The organism is Kribbella yunnanensis, assembly GCF_039529655.1.
In the GTDB taxonomy this organism is placed as follows: domain Bacteria; phylum Actinomycetota; class Actinomycetes; order Propionibacteriales; family Kribbellaceae; genus Kribbella; species Kribbella yunnanensis.
Genome location: NZ_BAAANF010000002.1, coordinates 184,559 through 206,548 on the forward strand (window position 1 = coordinate 184,559; position 21,990 = coordinate 206,548).

33 protein-coding genes are annotated in these 21,990 nt (G+C 66.7%); 29 read left to right on the top strand and 4 right to left on the bottom strand.

Annotated features, from left to right (window positions below):
• The 14 genes from rplX (at position 1) to ABD231_RS02350 (ending at position 7,988) form a co-directional block, all read left to right on the top strand.
• The gene (gene rplX / locus ABD231_RS02285) at positions 1–390 is read left to right on the top strand and encodes a 50S ribosomal protein L24 (protein ID WP_132402636.1); all 390 of its coding nucleotides are present in this window, start codon (positions 1–3) and stop codon (positions 388–390) included.
• On the top strand, positions 390–959 hold the full coding sequence (rplE, locus tag ABD231_RS02290; RefSeq protein WP_344144609.1) for a 50S ribosomal protein L5: 570 nt from the start codon (positions 390–392) through the stop codon (positions 957–959). Before rplX ends, rplE begins: the two co-directional genes overlap by 1 nt.
• Before the next feature lies 1 nt (position 960).
• Positions 961–1,146, top strand: a complete 186-nt coding sequence (locus ABD231_RS02295) for a type Z 30S ribosomal protein S14 (RefSeq protein WP_132167346.1) — start codon at positions 961–963, stop codon at positions 1,144–1,146.
• Between the two features lie 91 nt (positions 1,147–1,237).
• The gene (gene rpsH, locus ABD231_RS02300) at positions 1,238–1,645 is read left to right on the top strand and encodes a 30S ribosomal protein S8 (RefSeq protein WP_133800688.1); all 408 of its coding nucleotides are present in this window, start codon (positions 1,238–1,240) and stop codon (positions 1,643–1,645) included.
• Between the two features lie 27 nt (positions 1,646–1,672).
• Positions 1,673–2,215 carry a 50S ribosomal protein L6 gene (rplF, locus tag ABD231_RS02305; protein WP_344144613.1) on the top strand — a complete coding sequence of 181 codons (543 nt, stop codon included), beginning with the start codon at positions 1,673–1,675 and terminating at the stop codon, positions 2,213–2,215.
• A 2-nt stretch (positions 2,216–2,217) separates the two neighbouring features.
• Positions 2,218–2,601, top strand: a complete 384-nt coding sequence (rplR, locus tag ABD231_RS02310; protein WP_344144615.1) for a 50S ribosomal protein L18 — start codon at positions 2,218–2,220, stop codon at positions 2,599–2,601.
• Positions 2,602–2,632: 31 nt separating this feature from the next.
• Positions 2,633–3,232 (top strand): 30S ribosomal protein S5, encoded by a 600-nt coding sequence (gene rpsE / locus ABD231_RS02315; protein WP_344144617.1) that lies wholly within the window; start codon positions 2,633–2,635, stop codon positions 3,230–3,232.
• Entirely contained in the window at positions 3,232–3,414 is a 183-nt protein-coding gene (gene rpmD / locus ABD231_RS02320; RefSeq protein WP_344144619.1) for a 50S ribosomal protein L30, read from the top strand. The genes rpsE and rpmD overlap by 1 nt, the downstream gene beginning before the upstream one ends.
• A 1-nt stretch (position 3,415) precedes the next feature.
• Positions 3,416–3,856: a 50S ribosomal protein L15 gene (gene rplO / locus ABD231_RS02325; protein ID WP_344144621.1), complete on the top strand. Its 441-nt coding sequence runs from the start codon at positions 3,416–3,418 to the stop codon at positions 3,854–3,856.
• Positions 3,857–3,991: 135 nt separating this feature from the next.
• Positions 3,992–5,293, top strand: a complete 1,302-nt coding sequence (gene secY, locus ABD231_RS02330) for a preprotein translocase subunit SecY (RefSeq protein WP_344144623.1) — start codon at positions 3,992–3,994, stop codon at positions 5,291–5,293.
• Positions 5,293–5,865, top strand: coding sequence for an adenylate kinase (locus ABD231_RS02335; protein WP_344144625.1), 573 nt, complete (start codon positions 5,293–5,295; stop codon positions 5,863–5,865). Before secY ends, ABD231_RS02335 begins: the two co-directional genes overlap by 1 nt.
• 9 nt (positions 5,866–5,874) lie before the next feature.
• Positions 5,875–6,699, top strand: a complete 825-nt coding sequence (map, locus tag ABD231_RS02340) for a type I methionyl aminopeptidase (protein WP_344144627.1) — start codon at positions 5,875–5,877, stop codon at positions 6,697–6,699.
• A gap of 60 nt (positions 6,700–6,759) precedes the next feature.
• Positions 6,760–7,209, top strand: coding sequence for a DUF1707 SHOCT-like domain-containing protein (locus ABD231_RS02345; RefSeq protein ID WP_344144629.1), 450 nt, complete (start codon positions 6,760–6,762; stop codon positions 7,207–7,209).
• Positions 7,206–7,988, top strand: coding sequence for a hypothetical protein (locus ABD231_RS02350; RefSeq protein WP_344144631.1), 783 nt, complete (start codon positions 7,206–7,208; stop codon positions 7,986–7,988). Before ABD231_RS02345 ends, ABD231_RS02350 begins: the two co-directional genes overlap by 4 nt.
• Here ABD231_RS02350 and ABD231_RS02355 read toward each other — a convergent pair.
• Complete coding sequence (locus ABD231_RS02355) at positions 7,972–8,838, bottom strand: NAD(P)-dependent oxidoreductase (RefSeq protein ID WP_344144633.1); 867 nt, start codon at positions 8,836–8,838, stop codon at positions 7,972–7,974. The genes ABD231_RS02350 and ABD231_RS02355 overlap by 17 nt on opposite strands.
• Positions 8,839–9,030: 192 nt before the next feature.
• Here ABD231_RS02355 and infA point away from each other — a divergent pair, with 192 nt between their 5' ends.
• From infA to ABD231_RS02415, 12 genes are all read left to right on the top strand, one after another.
• Positions 9,031–9,252: a translation initiation factor IF-1 gene (gene infA, locus ABD231_RS02360; RefSeq protein ID WP_012923661.1), complete on the top strand. Its 222-nt coding sequence runs from the start codon at positions 9,031–9,033 to the stop codon at positions 9,250–9,252.
• Positions 9,253–9,287: 35 nt separating this feature from the next.
• Positions 9,288–9,401 (top strand): 50S ribosomal protein L36, encoded by a 114-nt coding sequence (rpmJ, locus tag ABD231_RS02365; RefSeq protein WP_008361054.1) that lies wholly within the window; start codon positions 9,288–9,290, stop codon positions 9,399–9,401.
• Positions 9,402–9,586: 185 nt separating this feature from the next.
• Complete coding sequence (rpsM, locus tag ABD231_RS02370; RefSeq protein WP_132402604.1) at positions 9,587–9,958, top strand: 30S ribosomal protein S13; 372 nt, start codon at positions 9,587–9,589, stop codon at positions 9,956–9,958.
• A gap of 44 nt (positions 9,959–10,002) precedes the next feature.
• Entirely contained in the window at positions 10,003–10,410 is a 408-nt protein-coding gene (gene rpsK / locus ABD231_RS02375) for a 30S ribosomal protein S11 (RefSeq protein ID WP_012923659.1), read from the top strand.
• Positions 10,411–10,434: 24 nt separating this feature from the next.
• Positions 10,435–11,043 carry a 30S ribosomal protein S4 gene (gene rpsD, locus ABD231_RS02380; RefSeq protein ID WP_344144636.1) on the top strand — a complete coding sequence of 203 codons (609 nt, stop codon included), beginning with the start codon at positions 10,435–10,437 and terminating at the stop codon, positions 11,041–11,043.
• Positions 11,044–11,144: 101 nt separating this feature from the next.
• Positions 11,145–12,170, top strand: coding sequence for a DNA-directed RNA polymerase subunit alpha (locus ABD231_RS02385; protein WP_132402598.1), 1,026 nt, complete (start codon positions 11,145–11,147; stop codon positions 12,168–12,170).
• Positions 12,171–12,219: 49 nt separating this feature from the next.
• Positions 12,220–12,735 (top strand): 50S ribosomal protein L17, encoded by a 516-nt coding sequence (gene rplQ, locus ABD231_RS02390; protein ID WP_344144639.1) that lies wholly within the window; start codon positions 12,220–12,222, stop codon positions 12,733–12,735.
• Between the two features lie 64 nt (positions 12,736–12,799).
• The gene (truA, locus tag ABD231_RS02395; RefSeq protein ID WP_344144641.1) at positions 12,800–13,627 is read left to right on the top strand and encodes a tRNA pseudouridine(38-40) synthase TruA; all 828 of its coding nucleotides are present in this window, start codon (positions 12,800–12,802) and stop codon (positions 13,625–13,627) included.
• Positions 13,620–14,231 (top strand): class I SAM-dependent methyltransferase, encoded by a 612-nt coding sequence (locus tag ABD231_RS02400; protein WP_425554140.1) that lies wholly within the window; start codon positions 13,620–13,622, stop codon positions 14,229–14,231. The genes truA and ABD231_RS02400 overlap by 8 nt, the downstream gene beginning before the upstream one ends.
• A 17-nt stretch (positions 14,232–14,248) precedes the next feature.
• Positions 14,249–14,770 carry an RNA polymerase sigma factor gene (locus tag ABD231_RS02405; RefSeq protein WP_344144643.1) on the top strand — a complete coding sequence of 174 codons (522 nt, stop codon included), beginning with the start codon at positions 14,249–14,251 and terminating at the stop codon, positions 14,768–14,770.
• Positions 14,763–15,539, top strand: coding sequence for a hypothetical protein (locus ABD231_RS02410; protein ID WP_344144645.1), 777 nt, complete (start codon positions 14,763–14,765; stop codon positions 15,537–15,539). The genes ABD231_RS02405 and ABD231_RS02410 overlap by 8 nt, the downstream gene beginning before the upstream one ends.
• Positions 15,540–15,587: 48 nt before the next feature.
• Complete coding sequence (locus ABD231_RS02415) at positions 15,588–17,270, top strand: ABC-F family ATP-binding cassette domain-containing protein (protein ID WP_344144647.1); 1,683 nt, start codon at positions 15,588–15,590, stop codon at positions 17,268–17,270.
• On the opposite strand, the gene ABD231_RS02420 is transcribed toward ABD231_RS02415, so the two are convergent.
• Together ABD231_RS02420 and ABD231_RS02425 are read right to left on the bottom strand one after the other, a co-directional pair.
• The gene (locus tag ABD231_RS02420) at positions 17,267–18,238 is read right to left on the bottom strand and encodes a glycoside hydrolase family 18 protein (protein ID WP_344144649.1); all 972 of its coding nucleotides are present in this window, start codon (positions 18,236–18,238) and stop codon (positions 17,267–17,269) included. The two genes, ABD231_RS02415 and ABD231_RS02420, sit on opposite strands and share 4 nt — an antisense overlap.
• On the bottom strand, positions 18,235–18,783 hold the full coding sequence (locus ABD231_RS02425; protein WP_344144650.1) for a TetR/AcrR family transcriptional regulator: 549 nt from the start codon (positions 18,781–18,783) through the stop codon (positions 18,235–18,237). The genes ABD231_RS02420 and ABD231_RS02425 overlap by 4 nt, the downstream gene beginning before the upstream one ends.
• Before the next feature lie 108 nt (positions 18,784–18,891).
• Between ABD231_RS02425 and ABD231_RS02430 the strand changes: the two genes are divergently transcribed.
• Positions 18,892–19,341, top strand: coding sequence for a nuclear transport factor 2 family protein (locus ABD231_RS02430; RefSeq protein ID WP_344144651.1), 450 nt, complete (start codon positions 18,892–18,894; stop codon positions 19,339–19,341).
• 68 nt (positions 19,342–19,409) lie between these two features.
• Here the strand turns inward: ABD231_RS02430 and ABD231_RS02435 are convergent, their stop codons facing one another.
• The gene (locus ABD231_RS02435) at positions 19,410–20,696 is read right to left on the bottom strand and encodes a citrate synthase (RefSeq protein WP_344144653.1); all 1,287 of its coding nucleotides are present in this window, start codon (positions 20,694–20,696) and stop codon (positions 19,410–19,412) included.
• A 287-nt stretch (positions 20,697–20,983) separates the two neighbouring features.
• On the opposite strand from ABD231_RS02435, the gene rplM reads away from it, so the two are divergent.
• A complete protein-coding gene (gene rplM / locus ABD231_RS02440; RefSeq protein WP_131360941.1) occupies positions 20,984–21,427 on the top strand; it encodes a 50S ribosomal protein L13 in 444 nt (147 codons plus the stop codon).
• A 35-nt stretch (positions 21,428–21,462) separates the two neighbouring features.
• Positions 21,463–21,984, top strand: a complete 522-nt coding sequence (rpsI, locus tag ABD231_RS02445) for a 30S ribosomal protein S9 (protein WP_380154179.1) — start codon at positions 21,463–21,465, stop codon at positions 21,982–21,984.
• The last annotated feature ends 6 nt before the right edge of the window (positions 21,985–21,990 follow it).

Below are 21,990 nucleotides of genomic sequence, written 5' to 3' on the forward strand. Positions count from 1 at the left end.
ATGGCTGCCCAGCGCAAGTTGCACGTGAAGAAGGGCGATCAGGTCCGCGTGATCGCCGGTAAGTCCAAGGGTCTCGAAGGCAAGATCATTCAGGTCCTGCCCGATGCCGAGAAGGTCATCGTCGAAGGCGTGAACCGGGTCAAGAAGCACACCAAGGTGCAGCAGGCCCAGCGCGGCGGCACCACGGGTGGCATCGTCACCCAGGAAGCCCCGATCCACGTCTCCAACGTGATGCTTCTGGTCGAGGTCGAGAAGGACGGCAAGAAGCAGAAGGTGACCACCCGCGTCGGCTACAACCGCGTCGAGGTGCAGAAGCGGCGCCCCGACGGTTCGACGTACGCCGGTTTCCGGAGCGTCCGGATCGCGCGGCGTACCGGCGAGGAGATCTGATGACCGAGACAGTGACCGAGCGGGTTCAGCCCCGGCTGAAGACGAAGTACCGCGAGGAGATCGTCGGCAAGCTGAACGAGGAGTTCAGCTACGCCAACGTCATGCAGGTCCCCGGTCTGACCAAGATCGTGGTGAACATGGGCGTCGGCGAGGCGGCCCGTGACTCCAAGCTGATCGAGGGCGCCGTCAAGGACCTGGCCGCGATCACCGGCCAGAAGCCGCAGGTGACCAAGGCCCGCAAGTCGATCGCCCAGTTCAAGCTGCGCGAAGGCATGCCGATCGGCGCGCACGTCACGCTGCGCGGCGACCGGATGTGGGAGTTCCTGGACCGGCTGCTCTCGCTGGCCCTGCCCCGGATCCGCGACTTCCGTGGTCTGTCGGCCAAGCAGTTCGACGGCACCGGGAACTACACCTTCGGTCTGACCGAGCAGGTGATGTTCCACGAGATCAACCAGGACCGCATCGACCGGGTCCGCGGCATGGACATCACCGTGGTGACCACCGCCAAGAACGACGACGAGGGCCGGGCCCTGCTGCGGGCACTCGGCTTCCCGTTCAAGGAGAACTGACGTGGCGAAGACAGCACTGAAGGTCAAGCAGGCCAGGACCCCGAAGTTCGCGGTGCGTGGCTACACGCGCTGCCAGCGCTGCGGCCGGCCGAAGGCGGTCTTCCGCAAGTTCGGCCTCTGCCGGATCTGCCTGCGGGAGATGGCGCACCGGGGCGAGCTGCCCGGTGTGACCAAGTCCAGCTGGTGACCGTCTCCACCCCTGATCGTTTCTCCATTCACCATCTAGTCACCGTAGGTCGCCACGCGGCGAAACCACGGCGGGAAAGAGGCCCCAGGCCATGACGATGACCGACCCGATCGCAGACATGCTGACGCGTCTGCGCAACGCCAACCAGGCGTACCACGAGTCGACCTCGATGCCGTACAGCAAGATCAAGCAGGGCATCGCCGACATCCTTCAGCAGGAGGGCTACATCTCCTCCTACAAGGTGGAGGAGCCCAAGGAGGGCGCCGTCGGCAAGACCCTGATCGTCGACCTCAAGTTCGGTCCGACCCGGGAGCGCTCCATCGCGGGCGTGCGCCGGATCTCGAAGCCGGGCCTGCGGGTCTACGCGAAGTCGACCAACCTGCCGAAGGTCCTCGGTGGCCTGGGTGTCGCGATCATCTCGACCTCCCAGGGACTGCTGACCGACCGTCAGGCCAAGAACAAGGGCGTTGGCGGGGAAGTCCTCGCCTACGTCTGGTGACGAAGAACCGGAAGGAGGACCACTCTCATGTCTCGCATCGGTAAGCTCCCGATCACGGTCCCGTCCGGCGTCGACGTCACGATCGACGGCCAGACGGTCACCGTGAAGGGTCCCAAGGGCCAGCTCTCGCACGTTGTTGCGGAGCCCATTGCGGTCGCCCGCGACGAGGACGGCACGATCGCCGTCTCGCGTCCGGACGAGCAGCGCAAGAGCAAGGAACTGCACGGTCTGTCCCGCACCCTGATCGCCAACCTGGTGACCGGCGTGACGGACGGCTACGAGAAGAAGCTCGAGATCGTCGGCGTCGGGTACCGCGTCCTGTCCAAGGGACCGACCCAGCTGGAGTTCTCGCTCGGGTACAGCCACACCATCACGGTGGACGCTCCCGAGGGCATCACGTTCAACGTCGAGGCCCCGACCCGCTTCTCGGTCATCGGGATCGACAAGCAGTCGGTCGGCGAGGTCGCTGCCAACATCCGCAAGCTGCGCAAGCCCGAGCCGTACAAGGGCAAGGGTGTGCGGTACGCCGGCGAGCAGGTCCGCCGCAAGGTCGGAAAGGCTGGTAAGTAACCATGGCGATCGGACTGCGTCACAACAAGCACTCCGCCAAGAAGACGGCGTCGCGGCTGCGTCGCCAGATCCGCGTCCGGAAGAAGATCAACGGAACGCCGGATCGCCCGCGCCTGGTGGTCACCAAGTCGTCGCGGCACCTGTTCGTTCAGGTCATCGACGACGTGGCCGGCAAGACGCTGGTCTCCGCCTCCACCATGGAGGCCGACCTGCGCGGTGCGTCGGACAACAAGACCGACAAGGCCAAGACCGTCGGCGGCCTGATCGCCGACCGCGCCAAGGCTGCGGGCATCGAGGCGGTCGTCTTCGACCGCGCCGGGAACAAGTACCACGGACGGATCGCGGCCCTGGCCGACGCCGCGCGTGAGAACGGGCTCGGTTTCTGATGGCTTCACACAAGGAAGAAGGTAGTTCGAAATGAGCGGAGGCCAGCAGCGTCGCGGAGGCGGCGCCGGTGGTGAGCGCCGTGGCCGCGACGGTGGTCGTGGTGCGGCAGCTGACAAGACCGCCTACATCGAGCGCGTGGTAGCCATCAACCGTGTTGCCAAGGTCGTGAAGGGTGGTCGTCGCTTCAGCTTCACCGCCCTCGTGGTCGTCGGCGACGGCGAAGGCACCGTCGGTGTGGGTTACGGCAAGGCCAAGGAGGTGCCCGCGGCGATCGCCAAGGGCGTCGAGGAGGCCAAGAAGGCATTCTTCAAGGTGCCGCGGATCCAGGGCACCATCCCGCACCCGGTCCAGGGCGAGAAGGCCGCAGGCGTTGTCATGCTGCGTCCGGCCGCTCCCGGTACCGGTGTGATCGCGGGTGGCTCGGCGCGCGCCGTACTGGAGTGCGCCGGGATCCACGACATCCTCAGCAAGTCGCTGGGTTCCTCCAACGCGATCAACGTGGTGCACGCCACGGTGGCCGCGCTGCAGGCCCTGGAGACTCCGGAGGCCGTGGCCGCGCGCCGTGGTCTGCCGGTCGAGCACGTCGCTCCGGCAGCGCTGCTGAAGGCGCGGGCGGAGGTGGCTTCCTGATGGCACGCTTGAAGGTGACCCAGACCCGTTCGGGCATCGGTGGCAAGCAGAACCAGCGCGACACGCTGCGCACCCTGGGCGTCAAGCGGATCGGCGACAGCGCCGTCCACGAAGACCGTCCCGAGGTTCGCGGCATGGTGCGCACGGTTCGCCACCTCATCACCGTCGAGGAGGTCGACTGACATGGCGCTGAAGGTTCATCACCTGCGTCCGGCGCCCGGAGCCAAGACCGCCAAGACCCGCGTGGGTCGTGGTGAGGGTTCCAAGGGTAAGACGGCCGGCCGCGGTACCAAGGGCAGCAAGGCCCGGAACAACATCCCCGAGTACTTCGAGGGTGGCCAGATGCCGCAGCACATGCGGCTCCCGAAGCTGAAGGGCTTCAAGAGCAGGAACCGAGTGGAGTTCCAGGTCGTTAACCTGGACAAGCTCGGACAACTGTTCCCCGAAGGTGGCGAGGTCGGCGTAGCCGAACTGGTCGCCAAGGGCGCGGTCCGTCGTGGTCAGCCGGTGAAGGTGCTGGGTGACGGCGAACTGACCGTCGCCCTGCAGGTCTCGGCGCACAAGTTCTCGAAGTCGGCTCTGGACAAGATCCAGGCTGCTGGGGGAACCACCACCGAGGTGTGACATGCGGTCCAGGGCTCGTAACGCCCGGTGCTTGATACTCTGCACCGGTCGGACGGGCCCTGGTTCGTCTCTTGCCCGGCTGCTATGCCAGACCCCTGCCCTGCCCGGGGCAGAGGAAACATGTGGGAGGACAGGGTGTTAGGCGCCTTTGCCAACGCGTTCAAGACTCCGGACCTGCGCCGGAAGATCTTGTTCGTGCTCTTCATCGTCGTGATCTTCCGGATCGGCTCCGTCGTGCCGGCCCCCGGCGTCAACGTCCAGTCGCTGCAGACGTGTATCAAGGGAGCGGAGAACGGCGCCAACGCCAATCTCTACAACCTGATCAACCTGTTCTCCGGCGGTGCGCTGCTGCAGCTCGCGATCTTCGCGCTCGGCATCATGCCGTACATCACCGCCAGCATCATCCTGCAGCTGCTCACCGTGGTGATCCCGCGGCTGGAGTCGCTGAAGAAGGAAGGCCAGGCGGGCCAGGCCAAGATCACCCAGTACACCCGTTTCCTGACCGTCGGTCTGGCGATCCTGCAGTCGACGGCCTTCGTGGCGCTCGCCCGGACCCCGGGCCGGCTGTTCACCGGCTGCCTCGAACCGCTGCTGTACAAGGACGACTGGTTCCACGTCACCATCATGGTGCTGACCATGACCGCCGGTACCGGCGTGATCATGTGGCTGGGTGAGCTGATCACCGACCGTGGTGTCGGTAACGGTATGTCGATCCTGATCTTCACCCAGATCGTCGCCACCTTCCCGACCAGCCTGTGGAGCATCCGCAAGCAGAAGGGGCTGGGGACGTTCTTCGTCGTCATCGCCGTCGGTCTGGTGATCATGGCCGCGGTCATCTTCATCGAGCAGGCGCAGCGCCGGATCCCGGTGCAGTACGCCAAGCGGATGGTCGGCCGGAAGATGTTCGGCGGTACCTCCACCTACATCCCGCTGAAGGTGAACCAGGCCGGTGTCATCCCGGTCATCTTCGCCTCCAGCCTGATGTATCTGCCCGTTCTGATCAGTCAGTTCCAAGCTGACAAGGGATGGGCGATCTGGATCCAAGGACACCTGGTCAAGGGCGACCACCCGATCTACATGGCTACCTACGTCGCCCTGATCCTGTTCTTCACCTACTTCTACGTCTCGATCACCTTCAACCCGAAGGAAGTCGCGGACAACATGAAGAAGTACGGCGGCTTCATCCCGGGCATCCGGGCCGGCCGGCCGACCGAGGAATACCTGGGCTACGTGCTGAACCGCATCACTCTGCCGGGTGCCATCTACCTGGCCGTGCTGTCGCTGATTCCGCTGATCGCCCTGGTTCTCGCCGGCGCGAACCAGAACTTCCCCTTCGGTGGTACGTCGATCCTGATCATGGTCGGCGTGGGCCTGGACACGGTGAAGCAGATCGAGTCTCAGCTGCAGCAACGTAACTACGAAGGGTTCCTGCGCTGATGAGAATGTTGCTGATGGGTCCGCCCGGGGCGGGCAAGGGCACGCAGGCAAAGGTGCTTGCGGAACGCCTGAATATCCCGGCCGTGTCCACCGGCGACATCTTCCGAGCGAACGTGAAGGACGAGACGCCGCTCGGTCTCGAAGCCAAGCGCTTCATGGATGCCGGGGACTACGTCCCCGACGAGGTCACCAACGCGATGGTGCGCGACCGGTTGTCGGAGGCCGACGCCGGTGACGGGTTCCTGCTCGACGGGTACCCGCGCACCCTCGCCCAGGTGGGCACGCTGGACGACATCCTGGCCGAGCACGGCCACAAGCTGGACGCGGTGGTGGCGCTGGTCGCCGACATCGACGTCCTGGTGGACCGGATGACCAAGCGGGCCCACACCGACGGCCGCACGGACGACTCCGAAGAGGTCATCCGGCACCGTCAGGACGTGTACACCGCCGAGACCAAGCCGCTGCTGGCGGTCTACGGCCAGCGCGAGCTGCTGGTCGAGGTGGACGGCGTCGGCGAGATCGACGAGGTCAGCGAGCGCGTCATCGCGGCGCTCAAGTCACTGACCGACTGAAGGACTGCAGTGATATTCAAGGACCGCGGGATCGAGATCAAGACCCGCGAACAGATCCTCGCCATGCGAGCGGCCGGCCTGGTGGTCGGCCGCACGCTGGAGTTGCTCCGCGACGCCGTCAAGCCCGGGATCAGTACCGGTGAGCTGGACGCGATCGCCGAGGACAACATCCGTTCCTCCGGCGCGACGCCGTCGTTCCTGGGCTACCACGGTTTCACCGGCTCGATCTGCGCCTCGGTGAACGACGAGATCGTGCACGGCATCCCCGGTTCCCGGGTGCTCGTCGAGGGCGACCTGATCTCGATCGACTGTGGCGCGATCGTGGACGGGTGGCACGGCGACGCCGCGATCACGGTGCCGGTCGGCACGGTCGGCGACGACCTGCTCGAGCTGGCCCGGATCTGCGAGGAGTCGATGTGGCGGGGATTCGCCGCCGCGAAACTCGGTGGCCGGCTGACCGACATCTCGGCCGCCGTCGAGGCGCACGTGCGCGCCAACTCGTCGTACGGGATCGTCGAGGACTTCGTCGGGCACGGGATCGGTTCGGCGATGCACCAGCCGCCGAACGTGCCGAACTTCGGCAAGCCGGGCCGCGGTCCGAAGCTGGTCGAGGGATTGGCGCTGGCGGTCGAGCCGATGCTGACACTCGGCAAGCAGGACAACCACACGCTCGACGACGACTGGACCGTGGTGACCGACGACGGTCGCGCGGCCGCTCACACCGAGCACACGTTCACTCTCACTCCGCAAGGACCGTGGGTGCTGACCGCCCTCGACGGTGGTGCGGCCAAGCTCGCCGAGCTCGGGGTCACCTGCGGCGCACTGGCGGACTGACATCCCGCGTCCGTCCATCGGGGGACGCGCGCGGCCCGGAGACTGAGGCACACTTGAGATATGCCTCAGTACCAGCCGCATCAGCGATTCACCGAAGCCGACCGGGAAAAGATTGCCGGGCGGTTGCGGGATGCGTTCGCCGACGGCCGGCTGGATCAGCCTGAGTTCTCGTCGCGCCTGGACCAGCTGTACGTCGTGCAGACGTACGGCGAGCTCGAGCCGCTGGTGCGCGACCTGCCGCCGATGCAGACGTACCAGACACCTGCTGTCGTCCAGGACGCGAAGCCGGCGCCCGCGCCGGGGGAGTTCCCGACGAAGGACGTCGAGCAGCGCCGCAAGGGCGGGCTGATGGCGTTGGGTGGTGGCTTCACCGGCGTCGTCGCGATCAACGTGGTGATCTGGGGTGTGATCGGGCTCGCGAACGGTGGGCACTGGCCGCACTTCTGGCCGGTGTGGCTGCTGATCCCGTGGGCGATCATCGCCATGGGCAATCTCGGAAAGCGCCGTTGACCCGGCAACTCCGCCCGGCCCTGGCCTGGCAGCTGCGGCAGGGGTCCGTGCTCGTCTACGTGATCTGGTTCGCCGTCGCCGTACCGCTGGTGATCGTCGGTCTGCTGGTGGAACCGCGCTGGGTGGGCTGGTTCATGCTCGGCTGGTTCGCGGTGCTGCTGGCGTTCACGCTGGCGATGCGGATGGCCGACGTACGGCTGCGGAAGGACTGGGCGCGGGCGGCCCGCGAGCTCGGCTGGCGGATCGCGGTGGCCGGTCCGGACGTGCTCGAGCGCTGGCCGTTCCCGCCGTTCGATCTGGATCCGCGGGCCGAGGTGGCCGAGGTGACCACCGGGCGGCATCGCGGTAGGGAGTTCGTCAGCGGTGAGTTCCGGCATCGCGTCCGGCGTCGCAATCTCGGCTTCGACTTCCTCGATCTCCAGGTCGACCGACCGCTGCCTCCGCTGCAGGTGCTGCCGTCCGGACTGGCGCCGGTCGCGGCCGCTGGGCTACTGCCGCTGCCCTTGGACATCGAAGGCTTGCCCGGGCACTACAACCTCTTCAACGGCCGCGAGGACCACGCTCAGGCGCTGCTGCACCCTCGTGCGGTCGAGGTCCTCACCGGCGTCACCCCGTTCGGGTTCAGTTGTGAGGGACGCCGGTTCGTGGCGATCTTCCCGGCGTACCGGGACACCACCACGGCGCTCGCCCATCTCGATGCTGCCTGCGATCTGCTGGACCTGATGCCCGAGCAGCTGTGGCGCGAGGGCGAGCAGTGGGCGGCTACCCGTTCGTCTTGAGCAAGTGGACCATCGCGGCCAGGTCCTCGTCGCCATGACCGGCGGCGACAGCCTTGTTCAGTACGTCGCCCACTGGCGCCAGGAGCGTGGGGTCGACCCCCTGCGCGACCGCGGCGTCGATCAGGTTGTCGAACGCGGCAGCCTGCATGGCCAGGTTCGATCCGGCCGTTCCGGGTGCCGGCGGGTTGTCGAGGTCGGACGCCATCCCGGAAACCGTGCCCAGCATGGCGGTCAGCCAGGGAATCAGGAACTTCTCGGCGAAGTCGACGGCGGGGATCTCCTCGCCCTGCATCAGCGCCAGGCTGTGCTGGGCACCGGCGAACATTCCGTACATCCCGCTCAGCAACGCGATGTCGTACAACGCGGCCAGGCCCGCGTCCTTTCCGACGTACACCGGGCGAGCCAGCGGAGCGAGGTCGGCCTGGTGGCGTTCGTAGGCAGCGGAGTCACCGCTGTAGAAGATGAAGGCGGCCGGGCCGCCGATCATCACCGGGACCGCCATGATGCCGCCGTCCAGGTACGTCGCTCCCTGGGCGCTGAGCGTGGTTTCGAGCACTCGCGCCTGGTCCGGGGTGCTGTTGGTCAGATTGGCGATCACCTTGCCGGTGAGGTCGATGCCGTCGAGGGTGTCACGCACGGTGGTGTCGACGAGCAGGCAGACAACGATCAGCGGGGAGGCCTGTACGGCGTCGCCGGGGGTCTCGGCGCGGACGGCCCCGAGCGCATCGAGTTCGGGGGAGCGGCCGGGGGTGCGGTTCCAGACGGTGGTCGGGTGGCCGGCGGCCAGGAAGGCCTGGGCGAGGGCGGTTCCCATCGCTCCCAGGCCGAGGACGGTGACTGGTGTCTTCATAGCGGCAACCCTGGTGGCTGCGCTGCGTGACGGACAAGTACCCACTACAAAGTGGGGTACTAACTAAGTGGTAAGTATGGCCAGAAGTAGGGCGAGCGACGGCCGATTGGGTTTCGAGTGTGGTAGTGACGTACACTCGGTTGTTGGCTCTTTTCGAGCCATAGTCAGTCACGTCTACAGAAGTGCGAGGACATGCCCAAAAAAGAGGGAGTCATCGAACTCGAGGGCACCATCGTCGAGGCCCTGCCGAACGCGATGTTCCGTGTTGAACTGTCCAACGGGCACAAGGTGCTCGCGCACATCAGCGGCAAGATGAGGCAGCACTACATCCGGATCCTCCCCGAGGACCGGGTCGTCGTGGAGCTGTCGCCGTACGACCTCACCCGGGGTCGCATCGTCTATCGGTACAAGTAACACGACCACCAACACCTGTCGAAGAAAGAAGCTCGATGAAGGTCAATCCGAGCGTCAAGAAGATCTGCGACAAGTGCAAGGTGATCCGCCGTCACGGCCGGGTCATGGTGATCTGCGAGAACCCGCGGCACAAGCAGCGGCAGGGCTGAGAAGCTCCGTTCGAGCAGCACGGCACTTTCGCACCACAGCGCGCATGCTCGTCCAGCACCGGTAACACGCTGGACGCTGCCCCCGGAACAGAGGCCGGGGCCTTGCCGGTGAGCAGTAACGACACCGAGGCGGGCAAGGACGCAGCGCGCCACCACACCTCTGCCGACGAAAGGAACACCGCCACATGGCACGCCTCGTAGGAGTCGACCTGCCGCGCGACAAGCGCATCGAGGTCGCTCTCACCTACATCTTCGGAGTAGGTCGTACTCGCGCCCTGAAGACGCTCGAAGCCACCGGTATCTCCGGTGACAAGCGCGTCCACGAACTGGGCGACGAGGAGCTGGTCAAGCTTCGCGACTGGATCGAAGGCAACTATCAGATCGAAGGTGACCTCCGCCGTGAGGTGACCGCGGACATCCGCCGCAAGATCGAGATCGGGTCGTACCAGGGCCGCCGTCACCGCAGCGGCCTGCCGGTGCGCGGTCAGCGCACGAAGACGAACGCCCGCACCCGCAAGGGTCGCAAGAAGGCGATCGCCGGCAAGAAGAAGAAGTGACCCGGATGACCCAGCCTTTCGACCTGCCCAGGAGCAACTGACTTATGCCTCCCAAGAGCCGCACCGCGGCCGGCGCCAAGAAGGTGCGCCGCAAGGAGAAGAAGAACGTGGCCGCCGGCCACGCGCACATCAAGAGCACGTTCAACAACACGATCGTGACGATCACCGACCCGACCGGCGCGGTCATCTCGTGGGCTTCCGCGGGCACCGTCGGCTTCAAGGGTTCGCGCAAGTCCACTCCGTTCGCCGCGCAGATGGCCGCCGAGGCCGCCGGACGCCGCGCGATGGAGCACGGCATGCGCAAGATCGACGTGTTCGTGAAGGGTCCCGGCTCCGGCCGCGAGACCGCGATCCGTTCGCTGGGTGCAGTCGGCCTCGAGGTCGGCACCATCCAGGACGTCACCCCGACCGCACACAACGGCTGCCGCCCACCCAAGCGGCGCCGGGTCTGACCCAGAGAAAGGTAGGCAGCGAAAATGGCCCGTTACACCGGACCCATGACCAAGAAGTCGCGCCGTCTCGGGGTTGACCTCGTCGGTGGCGACAAGGCGTTCGAGCGTCGTCCGTACCCCCCGGGTATGCACGGCCGCGGCCGTCCGAAGGAGAGCGAGTACCTGCTCCAGTTGCGTGAGAAGCAGAAGGCCCGCTTCTCGTACGGCGTGCTGGAGAAGCAGTTCCGCCGGTACTACGAGGAGGCCTCGCGGCGCTCCGGCAAGACCGGTGACAACCTGCTGATCATCCTCGAGTCCCGGCTCGACAACGTGATCTACCGTTCCGGCCTGGCCCGGACGCGCCGGCAGGCCCGCCAGCTCGTCACTCACGGTCACTTCACCGTGAACGGCATCAAGGTGAACATCCCGTCGTACCGCGTGGCCACCCACGACATCATCGATGTCAAGGCCAAGTCCGCGGAGACGACGCCGTTCATCATCGCCCGGGAGACGCACGCCGAGCGGGTTGTTCCGGCCTGGCTCGAGGTGATGCCGGAGCGTCTGCGGATCCTCGTCCACCAGCTGCCCACCCGGCAGCAGATCGACACCCAGGTCTCCGAGCACCTGATCGTCGAGCTCTACTCGAAGAACTGATCCGGTTCCGGCCGGTGGCTCAGGCCGCCGGCCGGATCGGTGTTCTTCAGCCTCTCGCGGCCTCAAATAGTGGTCGTCGCGAACAGTGAAGGAATACGAAGTTGCTTATCGCACAGCGTCCCACCCTGACCGAAGAGGTCGTCGACGAGCACCGGTCCCGGTTCGTCATCGAGCCGTTGGAGCCGGGTTTCGGCTACACCCTCGGTAACTCGATCCGCCGGACCCTGCTGTCCTCGATCCCCGGCGCCGCCGTCACCAGCATCAAGGTCGACGGTGTCCTGCACGAGTTCTCGACCGTTGCCGGGGTGAAGGAAGACGCCACCCAGCTGATCCTGAACCTGAAGGACCTGGTCGTCTCCTCCGAGCACGACGAGCCGGTCACCATGTACCTGCGCAAGCAGGGCCCCGGTGACGTCACCGCCGCGGACATCGCGCCGCCGGCCGGTGTCGAGGTGCACAACCCGGACCTGAAGATCGCCACCCTGAACGAGAAGGGCCGGCTCGAGATGGAGCTGGTCGTGGAGCGTGGCCGCGGTTACGTGTCCGCGATCCAGAACAAGTCCGCGGACGCCGAGATCGGCCGGATGCCGGTCGACTCGATCTACTCCCCGGTCCTCAAGGTCACCTACAAGGTCGAGGCGACCCGTGTCGAGCAGCGCACCGACTTCGACCGTCTCGTGGTCGACGTCGAGACCAAGCCGTCGATGCTGCCCCGCGACGCCGTCGCGTCGGCCGGTAAGACGCTGGTCGAGCTGTTCGGCCTGGCCCGTGAGCTGAACGTCGAGGCCGAGGGCATCGACATCGGCCCGTCCCCGGTGGACGAGCAGATGGCCGCCGACCTGGCGCTGCCGGTCGAGGACCTGCAGCTCACCGTCCGGTCCTACAACTGCCTCAAGCGTGAGGGCATCCACACCGTGGGTGAGCTGATCTCGCGCAGCGAGCAGGACCTGCTGGACATCCGCAACTTCGGCTCCAAGTCGATCGACGAGGTCAAGCTGAAGCTGGCCGAGATGGGCCTGTCGCTGAAGGACTCGCCTCCCGGCTTCGACCTGCGTGCGGCCGCCGAGGCCTACGGCACGGAGTCCGAGGACGACGACGAGAGCTTCGCCGAGACCGAGCAGTACTGACACCCACCCCGGGCCACCAATCCGGCCTGAGATCCTTCTGGAGTAAGAGATGCCTACCCCCACCAAGGGTGCCCGGCTGGGCGGCAGCCCGGCGCACGAGAAGCTGATCCTCAGCAACCTCGCGACGTCGCTGTTCGAGCACGGCGCCATCACCACCACCGCGGCCAAGGCCAAGCGCCTGCAGCCGCTGGCCGAGTCGATGATCACCAAGGCGAAGCGTGGTGACCTGAACTCCCGCCGCCAGGTGATGAAGCGGATCCGGGACAAGAGCGTTGTGCACGTGCTCTTCACCGAGATCGGCGAGCGGTTCGCCGACCGTCCGGGTGGTTACACCCGCATCATCAAGCTCGGCCCGCGCAAGGGTGACAACGCGCCGATGGTGAAGATCGAGCTCGTCGAGGCGCTGTCCGAGGCGAAGCCGAAGAAGACCGCCAAGAAGGCCCCGGCCAAGAAGGCGGAGCCGAAGGTCGAGGACAAGGTCGACGAGGTCGAGGCCGAAGAGGTCACGACCGACGAGGCTGCCGACGTCCAGGACGTCGTCGCCGAGAAGACCGACGACAAGTAAGTCTGCTTGCCGGCAGCGCCCCCGCACTTCACGGTGCGGGGGCGCTGTTGCGTTAGATTGCACTGTGTTTGAAGGTACTGGGCGCTGGCGGATTGACCTCAAGTACGACGGGACGGCCTTTCACGGCTGGGCTCGGCAGGATGGTCTCCGGACCGTGCAGGGATCGCTCGAAGAGGCGCTCCAGACCGTACTGCGGTTGCCGGAGCGGGTGGCTGTGACCTGCGCCGGCCGGACGGACACCGGCGTACATGCGCGTGGTCAGGTGACTCATGTCGACGTGGAAGGCGCTGTGGAGCCGTTCAGGCTCTTGAGGGCGCTGAACGGCGTCCTGCCTGCGGATGTGGTCGTCAAGGCCGTGACGGCGGCTCCAGAGGGCTTTGACGCCCGGTTTTCTGCGCTTGCTCGCCGTTATGTGTACCGCCTGTGCGATGAGCAGGCTGGGTGGGATCCGCTGACTCGTGGGCATGTACTGCGCGTGGGGCGGCCGCTGGATGTGGAGCGGATGAACGCGGCGGCGGCTCAGCTGGTGGGGGAGCACGACTTCGCGGCGTTCTGCAAGAAGCGGGAGGGGGCCAGTACAGTGCGGGCCCTGCTGGACTTCTCCTGGCAGCGCACCGGCCCTGGCCTGCTGGAGGGCACGGTGATCGCGGACGCGTTCTGTCATTCGATGGTGCGCGCGCTGGTGGGTTCGATGATCCCGGTGGGCGACGGGCGCCGGGAGATCGACTGGCCCGCGTCAGTGCTCAGTTCTCGCGCCAGGGACTCGGCGGTGGCGGTGGTGGCTGCTCACGGGCTCACACTGGAAGAAGTGCGGTATCCGGCGGACAACGAGCTGGCTGCGCGGGCTCTGCAGGCCCGACAGGTCAGGGGAGAGGTACACCAGCGTGGCTGACCATTTCTTCTCGGCGGAGCCCGCTTCGGCAGACGTGCGCCGTACGGTCGAGGGCCGGATCTGGGGACGGGACTACACGTTCACCACGTCGAGCGGGGTGTTCTCCCGCGACCGTCTGGACATCGGTACGGCGGTGTTGCTGCGCGAGGTGGCTGCGCCGACCGGCCCCGGGACGTTCCTCGACCTGGGGACGGGCTACGGGCCGATCGCCTGTGCACTGGCGGTCGAGTCGAGCGCAGTGGTGTGGGCGGTCGATGTGAACAACCGGGCGCTGGAGCTGACCGCCGAGAACGCCAAGGCGGCCGGAGTCGCGGACCGCGTGCACACCGCACTGCCGGACGACGTACCGGAGGACCTGCTGTTCGACCAGATCTGGTCGAATCCGGCGATCCACATCGGCAAGCCCGAGCTGCACAAGATGTTGTTGCGTTGGCTTGCTCGTCTTGCGCCCGAAGGCGTGGCATGGTTCGTGGTCGGCAAGAACCTCGGTGGTGACTCGCTGCAGCGCTGGATGACCGAGCAGGGCTACCCCTGCGAGCGCGTCGGCAGTGCCAAGGGGTTCCGGGTACTGCGTGCAACGAACGCGGGTCCGACGCCGTCCTGAGGGTTATGGAGGCAGCCTTGGCGACAGCGGAGGCGCGATCGGAGTCGATCGAGTTCGAGCAGTGGGTCGGCCAGAAGGCCGACGCACTGATGCGGTTCGCCTATGTCCTCACCGGAGACCGCACGCTGGCCGAGGACGCCGTCCAGGACGCCCTGACGACCGCCTGCGCCCGCTGGGCACGGGTCAGCCGGGCCGACGACCCGGAGGCCTACGTGAAGCGGATGGTGGTGAACGCGCACATCTCCTGGTGGCGGCGCTTCCGCCGCCGCGAGGCACCGGTTGAAGACCCTGTCCGCAGTGCGCCCGCGGCACCTGATGGTGCGGCGGCCAGGGCGGAGTCCGAGGCGATCTGGGCGCTGTGCGCGACGCTGCCGGACAAGCAGCGCGCAGCCGTCGTACTGCGCTTCTACGAAGAGCTTTCGTACGCCGAGATCGGCGTACTGCTGCACTGTGCGGAGGCCACGGCCAGATCGCATGTGCACCGTGCACTGGCCGCACTGAAGACAACGCTGAGCAAGGAAGGAGCCGAGGATGCCTGAGCACGACCCTGAGCAGGAGCTCGGCCCCAAGTTCGCCTCGGCGTTCCAGAGTCGCGCTGATGCCACGGAGTCGGCGAGCGGCAAGCTGGCGGCGGTTGCACGGGGACGCGTACGGCGACGGCGGCAGGCCGTGCTGTCGAGCGCCGCCGTGGTGCTGGTCGTGGTAGCGATCGGTGGCTCCTGGAATGTGTTCACCGGTTCCTCCTCGTCGAACTCCGAGTCGACCGCCGGTGTGGCTGACAACGGCGGGAAGCAGGCTGGTGGCGCCGGCAGAACGCAGGAGGCTGTGCCGAGTCAGCCGCCTGCTGTAGCGGGGAGCCTCTGTCCTGCGGCGCACCCGATCCTCAAGGCGCAGGCGACGAACGCCGTACCGGCTGGGACCGGTCTGGACGTCGCTACGCCGGTGTCTGGGCTGCAGGCGTGCCGCTACGACCTCAAGGGCGGTGCACTGCTCGGGCAGCAGACGTTCAGCCCGGAGATCGCGCAGCAGGTGGTCGATGCGATCAAGGTGCTGCCCGAGATGAACTCCGAGCTGCCGGTGTTCAAGTGCGCACCACAGACCGCTCAGCCGAGTGAGGCGATCGTGCTGCGGTTCACCACGGCGGCCGGTATCCGGGAGATCTGGGTGGAGTACACCGGTTGCAACAGTCCGGGCTTCTTCACCGGTTCACACACCTACGGCCTGTTCGCGGCACCGCTCAAGCTGTTCATGACTGGTTCGGTCCGGCCGGCCGGGAGCACGTACCTGGATGCCCTGAAGGGCTGGTGACGCGATATCCGTTCGCCTGCTGACGGGTCCGCCGGTCAGACTGGGGGAATGGGTCACGTAGAAGTCGCCGGCATCGGGTTCGAGCTGCCGGATGGTCGGGTGCTGCTGGACGACGTCACGTTCCGGGTGGGCGACGGTGCGAAGGTCGCACTGGTCGGAGCGAACGGTTCGGGCAAGACCACGCTGACCAAGATCATCGCGGGCGACCTGAAGGCGCACAGCGGCAGCATCGCTCGCTCCGGCGGTCTGGGCGTGATGCGCCAGTTCGTCGGCTCGGTGCGGGACGCGTCGACCGTTCGGGACCTGCTGCTCAGCGTCGCGCCGGAGCCGCTCCAGCAGGCCGCGGCCACGCTGGAGAAGGCCGAGCTGGCGATGATGGAGTCCGAGGACGAGAAGACCCAGCTCAAGTACGCGCAGGCGATCTCCGACTGGGGTGAGGTCGGCGGGTACGACGCTGAGGTCATCTGGGACGTGTGCACGACGTCTGCGCTCGGAGTCCCCTTCGACCGTTGCCAGTGGCGTGAGGTGAAGACGCTGTCCGGTGGCGAGCAGAAACGCCTGGTCCTGGAGGCCCTGCTGCGCGGACCGGACGAGGTCCTGATGCTGGACGAGCCGGACAACTACCTCGACGTACCGGCGAAGCGATGGCTCGAAGAGCAGCTGCGCACCAGCGAGAAGACGGTGCTCTACATCAGCCACGACCGCGAACTCCTGGCCAACACCGCGACCCGGATCATCACCGTCGAGCTCGGTGCGGCCGGCAACACCGCGTGGACCCACGGCGGTGGCTTCCGCACGTACCACGAGGCTCGGCAGCACCGGTTCGAACGGTTCGAGGAGTTGCGCAGGCGCTGGGACGAGGAGCACGCGAAGCTCAAGGCCTTGGTGCAGATGTACAAGGTCAAGGCGGCGTACAACGACGGTCTCGCCTCGCGCTACAAGGCCGCACAGACCCGGTTGCGCAAGTTCGAGGAGGTCGGTCCGCCGCAGGAGCTGCCGCGCGAGCAGAAGGTCAGCATGCGCTTGACCGGCGGCCGCACGGGCAAGCGAGCAGTGGTGGCCACCGGGCTGGAGCTGACCGGTCTGATGAAGCCTTTCGACCTGGAGGTCTGGTACGGCGAACGTGTCGCCGTACTGGGGTCCAACGGGTCGGGGAAGTCGCACTTCCTTCGCCTGCTCGCCAGTGGCGGTACTGACCCGGATATCGAGCACCAGCCGATCGGTGAGGTTCCGATCGCTCCGGTCGCGCATAGCGGCGTTGTGAAGCTCGGTGCGCGCGTGCGGCCGGGCTGGTTCGCCCAGACCCACGAGCACCCGGAGCTGGTCGGCAAGACGCTGCTGGAGATCCTGCACCGCGGTGACGAGCACCGTGACGGCATGGGCCGCGAGCTGGCCTCGCGCAAGCTCGACCGGTACGAGCTGGCGCATGCTGCCGAGCAGACCTTCGACAGCCTCTCCGGTGGTCAGCAGGCGCGCTTCCAGATCCTGTTGCTGGAGCTGTCGGGTGCGACCCTGCTGCTGCTCGACGAGCCCACCGACAACCTGGACGTCGAGTCTGCCGAGGCGCTCGAAGAAGGCCTGGACTCGTTCGACGGCACGGTTCTCGCCGTCACCCACGACCGCTGGTTCGCCCGTGGATTCGACCGCCACCTCGTGTTCGGTGCCGACGGCACGGTCTACGAGTCCGACGAGCCGGTGTGGGACGAAGGCCGGGTCCAGCGCTCCCGCTAGCTCCAGCCGTCGCGGTACGCGGCCCAGTGCTCGTCTGTGAGGGTGAAGTCGACGTACAGGGCCAGACCGAAGTTCTGGCGGGTTGAGCCGCCCAGTCCGAGGCGTGCGCCCCGGACTGCGGCGGCGACGGTCTCTGCGTGTCCCCAGTGGGACGGGTTGCTCTCCCAGTACGCCGGAAGGCCCATCAAGAGGTCAGTGCCGGGTGGTGTGACCTCCAGCGCCAACTTGGTCTGCTTGGCGACATAGCCGCCGTACAAGGACTCCAATGGCATCGCTGTGTCGTAGGACATCACTGCGATCTGGTTGACCCGCTCGGCGACCTGTCGGAAGTAGTCCTGGGACCACCACTTGTCGATCGGGATGCGGTGTAGCTGCCAGAGCGGGTCGATCTGGTGGGCCGCTACGGACAGCGGTGCGCCCAGAGCGCGCGTCTCATCCAGTACGGCGAGGAAACCGCGCGACCCGGACCGCACCGGCTCGAAGTCGTAGTGGATGCCCTGAAACCCCTGTGCCAGCACGGTTTTCGCGGAGGCGACCACCTGCTTGCGGACAGCCGCGTCCTCGAGATCCATGCCAGGGTTCTTACCCGGCTGGACGACGTCGCCGAGCCACGCCTGCACCCGTACGTCGGGTGCCGCCGCCCGCATCGCGGTTGTGAACCAGCGCGCGCGTGGCGACACCTTGTCCAGCGCCAGCGTGCCGTCGTGCTCAAGCGGACCGGTGTGGACGTACAGGTCCCGGATCCCCGTCCCCTGCAGCCGTTTGGTCAGTGCGGTGACGTCAGCCGCGCTCTTACGGCCGTCCACCCAGGCATGGCCGAGCCAGAAGGCGTCGTGGTTCCGCGTGCGGGCCGACGACTCACCGCCGTACTGGATGCGCAGCGAGAGCGCGTAGGCGCCTAGCGGTACCGGAATCAGCAGTGCGAAGACCAGCAGGACCAGCAGGACGACCCTGCGCCGCCGTCTCACGCAGCCGGGCGTAGACCGGCGTACACGAGGCCGAGCATCCGGTTCCGGACCTCAGGGTCGACGTTGCGTGTGGTGGCACCCCGGGAGGCGCCGATCAGCAGTGCGTAGACCTCCGGCAGCCGTGCATCGCCCCGTACGGCGCCAGTGCGCTGTGCCTCGGACAGCAGCGAACCGAACGCCTCTCGCAGCCCGGCGGCCGCCTTACGGGCGTCCTCACCGGCCGCGATGCCGGCCGAGGTCAGCGCCTCACCGATCGCGAGCTTGGCCGAGGACTCCGCCACGACCTGGGTGAAGAACGCATAGAACGCCCGCCCTGCATTCTCCCCGGCGGCCAGCGTCAGAGCCTGGTTCCGCAACCGCTCCAGCCGCTGGGTGAGCACAGCCTCCAGCAGGTCCGTCTTGGTCGGGAAGTGCCGGAAAACGGTCGCGATACCGACCCCCGCCAACTTGGCCACCGCATCCGTCGAGGCATGTGGCGACTGCCCGAACACCTCGTCCGCCGCCGTCAGAATTCGCGCCCGATTGTCCCGCGCATCAGCTCGCACCCCAGACCCCTCTCCTCGTGGCAACCCCCGTGCCTCCCTAAAAGAGACGTCCGAGCAGACCCATTTGGTTGTAACCGAAGTGAACTCTCCGGAACTTAGGCTCCGCGCATGACACCCGAAGAGGTCTTCCGGAAGCTGGTGAACGGCGTCGCCGCCGGTCAGTACGCCGAACTGCCCGACCTGTACGCCGAACAAACCGACGTACGGCATCCGATGCATCCGGAGCGCCCGGCGCCGCTGCGGTCCCGGGACGAGCTGCGGGCACACTTCGGCGGTGGCGCGGATGCCCCGGAGGACCCGGTGGTGCGTTTCGAGGCGGTGGATGTGCTGGTGCACCGGACCGAGGACCCGGAGGTGATCGTGGGGGAGTTCGCGTACGCCGGGTCGGTGGCGGGCTCCGACGAGAAGTTCCACGTGCCGTGTGTGTTCGTACTGCGGGTGCGCGACGGGGAGATCGTGGAGTCGCGGGACTACGTCGACCACGCCGCGATGGCCAAGGCCCGGGCGCGAATCGGTGAAATCACAGCGGAACCGGCGCCGGGAGCTGGTGCGTCGTAGGTCCAGAAGCGCAGAAACGGCCCCGGTCCCTGGCAATGATGCCGGACCGGGGCCGTTCCCAATCAGTGCTAGCGGTCGCCCATCGGGACGTACTGGACGCCGCGGGCACCGGTGTAGATCTGCTTCGGGCGGGCGATCTTCTGGTCGGTGTCGCCGAGCGACTCCAGCCACTGCGCCAGCCAGCCCGAGGTGCGCGGGATGGCGAACAGCACCGTGAACATCTCCGGCGGGAACTGCAGGGCCTCGTAGATCAGGCCGGAGTAGAAGTCGACGTTCGGGTAGAGCTTGCGGGAGACGAAGTACTCGTCCTCGAGCGCGATCTTCTCCAGCTCGACGGCAATCTTCAGCAGCGGGTTGATCCCCGTCACCTCGAACACGTCGTCGGCGGCCTTCTTGATGATCTTGGCGCGCGGGTCGTAGTTCTTGTAGACCCGGTGGCCGAAGCCCATCAGGCGCTCTTCGCCGTTCTTCACGCCCTCGATGAACGACGGCACGTTGTCGACCGAGCCGATCCGGCGCAGCATCTTCAGCACCGCCTCGTTGGCGCCGCCGTGCAGCGGGCCGTAGAGGGCGGCGATGCCACCGGTCACCGCGGAGTACGGGTCGACCTGGGTGGAGCCGATCGCGCGGACCGCGTTGGTGGACGCGTTCTGCTCGTGGTCGGCGTGCAGGATGAACAGGATCTCCAGTGCGCGCACCAGCCGGTCGTCGGCGGCGTACTTGGGCTCGCTCATCTTGAACAGCATCGAGAGGAAGTTGGCCGCGTAGCTGAGCTCGTTGTCCGGGTAGACGTACGGCTTGCCCTGCGCGTGCCGGAACGAGAAGGCGCCCAGCGTCGGCATCTTCGCGATCAGCCGGCGGATCTGCAGCGCCCGGGACTCCTCGTCGAAGATCTCCCGGGACTCCGGGTAGAAGGTGGACAGGGCGCCGACCGAGGCCAGCAGCATGCCCATCGGGTGCGCGTCGTACCGGAAGCCCTGCATGAAGGTCTTCAGGTTCTCGTGCACGAAGGTGTGATATGTCACGTCGTGCACCCAGGCTTCGTACTCCGCCTTGTTCGGCAGCGCGCCGTTCACCAGCAGGTACGCGACCTCGAGGTAGTTCGACTGCTCGGCGAGCTGCTCGATCGGGTAGCCGCGGTATTCCAGGATGCCCTTGTCACCGTCGATGAAGGTGACCGAGGACCGGGTCGAGGCGGTGTTGACGAAGCCGGGGTCGTAGGTGGCGAGGCCACCGTCTCCGTCGGTTGCGCTGATCTGCTTGAGATCTGCGGCACGGATGGTGCCATCGGTGATGGCAAGGTCGTAGTCCTTGCCGGTCCGGTTGTCCCGGACGGTGAGCGACTGTTCGGTCACGATGCCCTCTTCGGAAGCTGGCGTCATCGCCTGGGTGAGTGAGGGTGTATATCAGCCGGCGGGACGCGATTCGGACTGCAATCTTCACCGCTAAACTAGTGCGGTCCTCAGCTGCTTCCAAGCCGGGGTCCCCATCGAGCCTGGGCTCACTTTGACCCTGGGTGGTGTACGCCGGTATTCTGGGCTGCTGTTGTGCGTTTCAGGTCCCGAAGAGGTTCATTCCTGTCGGCGGACCGCTCGCCGACGTACTTGTTTTGTCAACCTCTGAGAAACGAAGGTCAACGACCGTGCGCACGTACAGCCCGAAGCCTGCGGACGTCACTCGCGAGTGGCACGTGATCGACGCTACCGATGTGACGCTCGGTCGGCTCGCCGTTCAGATCGCCACCCTGCTGCGCGGCAAGCACAAGCCGACGTTCGCTCCGCACGTCGACGGCGGCGACTTCGTCGTCGTCATCAACGCCTCCAAGGTCGCCCTGTCCGGCACCAAGCGCACGGACAAGCTGGCCTACCGCCACTCGGGTCACCCGGGTGGTCTGACGGCCACGCCGATCGGCGAGATCCTCGACAAGGATCCCCGCAAGGCCGTCGAGAAGGCTGTCTGGGGCATGCTCCCGAAGAACCGTCTCAGCCGGAAGCTGCTCACCAAGCTGAAGGTCTACGCCGGTCCGGAGCACCCGCACACCGCCCAGCAGCCGAAGCCGTTCGAGATCACCCAGATCGCCCAGTAAGCGATCGACGAGCCAGGTAAACGAGGATTTTCAGCGTGAGCGACATCACCACCGAGACTGCAGAGTTCGACCCCGAGGTCCCCATCGACAACGAGGGCCCGGTCGCCTACACCTCCGAGACGAACCCGACTCCGGAGCAGCGCGCCGAGACGGGTCGTGTCGCGGTGATCAACCCGGCCGGCGCCACCGGCCGCCGCAAGGAGGCTGTCGCCCGCGTCCGCCTCGTGCCCGGCACGGGTCAGTGGACCGTCAACGGCAAGCCGCTGGACGTCTACTTCCCGAACAAGGTCCACCAGCAGCACGTGAACGAGCCGTTCGTCGTCGCGGGCCTCGAGGGTTCGTACGACGTCATCGCCCGGATCAACGGCGGTGGCATCACCGGCCAGGCCGGTGCGCTGCAGCTGGGCGTGGCCCGGTGCCTGAACGCCGCCGACGAGGAGGCGAACCGGCCCGGTCTGAAGAAGGCCGGTCTGCTCACCCGCGACGCGCGGATCAAGGAGCGTAAGAAGGCCGGTCTCAAGAAGGCCCGCAAGGCTCCTCAGTACAGCAAGCGCTGATCACCT

Bases quoted from the DNA above. Each gene is read 5' to 3' on its own strand.
- rplX (WP_132402636.1), top strand. From the start codon at position 1: ATGGCTGCCCAGCGCAAGTTGCACGTGAAGAAGGGCGATCAGGTCCGC.
- rplO (WP_344144621.1), top strand. From the start codon at position 3,416: ATGGCGCTGAAGGTTCATCACCTGCGTCCGGCGCCCGGAGCCAAGACC.
- ABD231_RS02410 (WP_344144645.1), top strand. From the start codon at position 14,763: ATGCCTGAGCACGACCCTGAGCAGGAGCTCGGCCCCAAGTTCGCCTCG.
- rplR (WP_344144615.1), top strand. From the start codon at position 2,218: ATGGCGATCGGACTGCGTCACAACAAGCACTCCGCCAAGAAGACGGCG.
- rpsK (WP_012923659.1), top strand. From the start codon at position 10,003: ATGCCTCCCAAGAGCCGCACCGCGGCCGGCGCCAAGAAGGTGCGCCGC.
- ABD231_RS02430 (WP_344144651.1), top strand. From the start codon at position 18,892: ATGACACCCGAAGAGGTCTTCCGGAAGCTGGTGAACGGCGTCGCCGCC.
- rpsD (WP_344144636.1), top strand. From the start codon at position 10,435: ATGGCCCGTTACACCGGACCCATGACCAAGAAGTCGCGCCGTCTCGGG.
- rplF (WP_344144613.1), top strand. From the start codon at position 1,673: ATGTCTCGCATCGGTAAGCTCCCGATCACGGTCCCGTCCGGCGTCGAC.
- rpsM (WP_132402604.1), top strand. From the start codon at position 9,587: ATGGCACGCCTCGTAGGAGTCGACCTGCCGCGCGACAAGCGCATCGAG.
- rplQ (WP_344144639.1), top strand. From the start codon at position 12,220: ATGCCTACCCCCACCAAGGGTGCCCGGCTGGGCGGCAGCCCGGCGCAC.
- ABD231_RS02335 (WP_344144625.1), top strand. From the start codon at position 5,293: ATGAGAATGTTGCTGATGGGTCCGCCCGGGGCGGGCAAGGGCACGCAG.
- rpmD (WP_344144619.1), top strand. From the start codon at position 3,232: ATGGCACGCTTGAAGGTGACCCAGACCCGTTCGGGCATCGGTGGCAAG.
- rpmJ (WP_008361054.1), top strand. From the start codon at position 9,288: ATGAAGGTCAATCCGAGCGTCAAGAAGATCTGCGACAAGTGCAAGGTG.
- ABD231_RS02345 (WP_344144629.1), top strand. From the start codon at position 6,760: ATGCCTCAGTACCAGCCGCATCAGCGATTCACCGAAGCCGACCGGGAA.
- rplE (WP_344144609.1), top strand. From the start codon at position 390: ATGACCGAGACAGTGACCGAGCGGGTTCAGCCCCGGCTGAAGACGAAG.
- rpsH (WP_133800688.1), top strand. From the start codon at position 1,238: ATGACGATGACCGACCCGATCGCAGACATGCTGACGCGTCTGCGCAAC.
- rpsE (WP_344144617.1), top strand. From the start codon at position 2,633: ATGAGCGGAGGCCAGCAGCGTCGCGGAGGCGGCGCCGGTGGTGAGCGC.
- ABD231_RS02355 (WP_344144633.1), bottom strand. From the start codon at position 8,838: ATGAAGACACCAGTCACCGTCCTCGGCCTGGGAGCGATGGGAACCGCC.
- infA (WP_012923661.1), top strand. From the start codon at position 9,031: ATGCCCAAAAAAGAGGGAGTCATCGAACTCGAGGGCACCATCGTCGAG.
- ABD231_RS02415 (WP_344144647.1), top strand. From the start codon at position 15,588: ATGGGTCACGTAGAAGTCGCCGGCATCGGGTTCGAGCTGCCGGATGGT.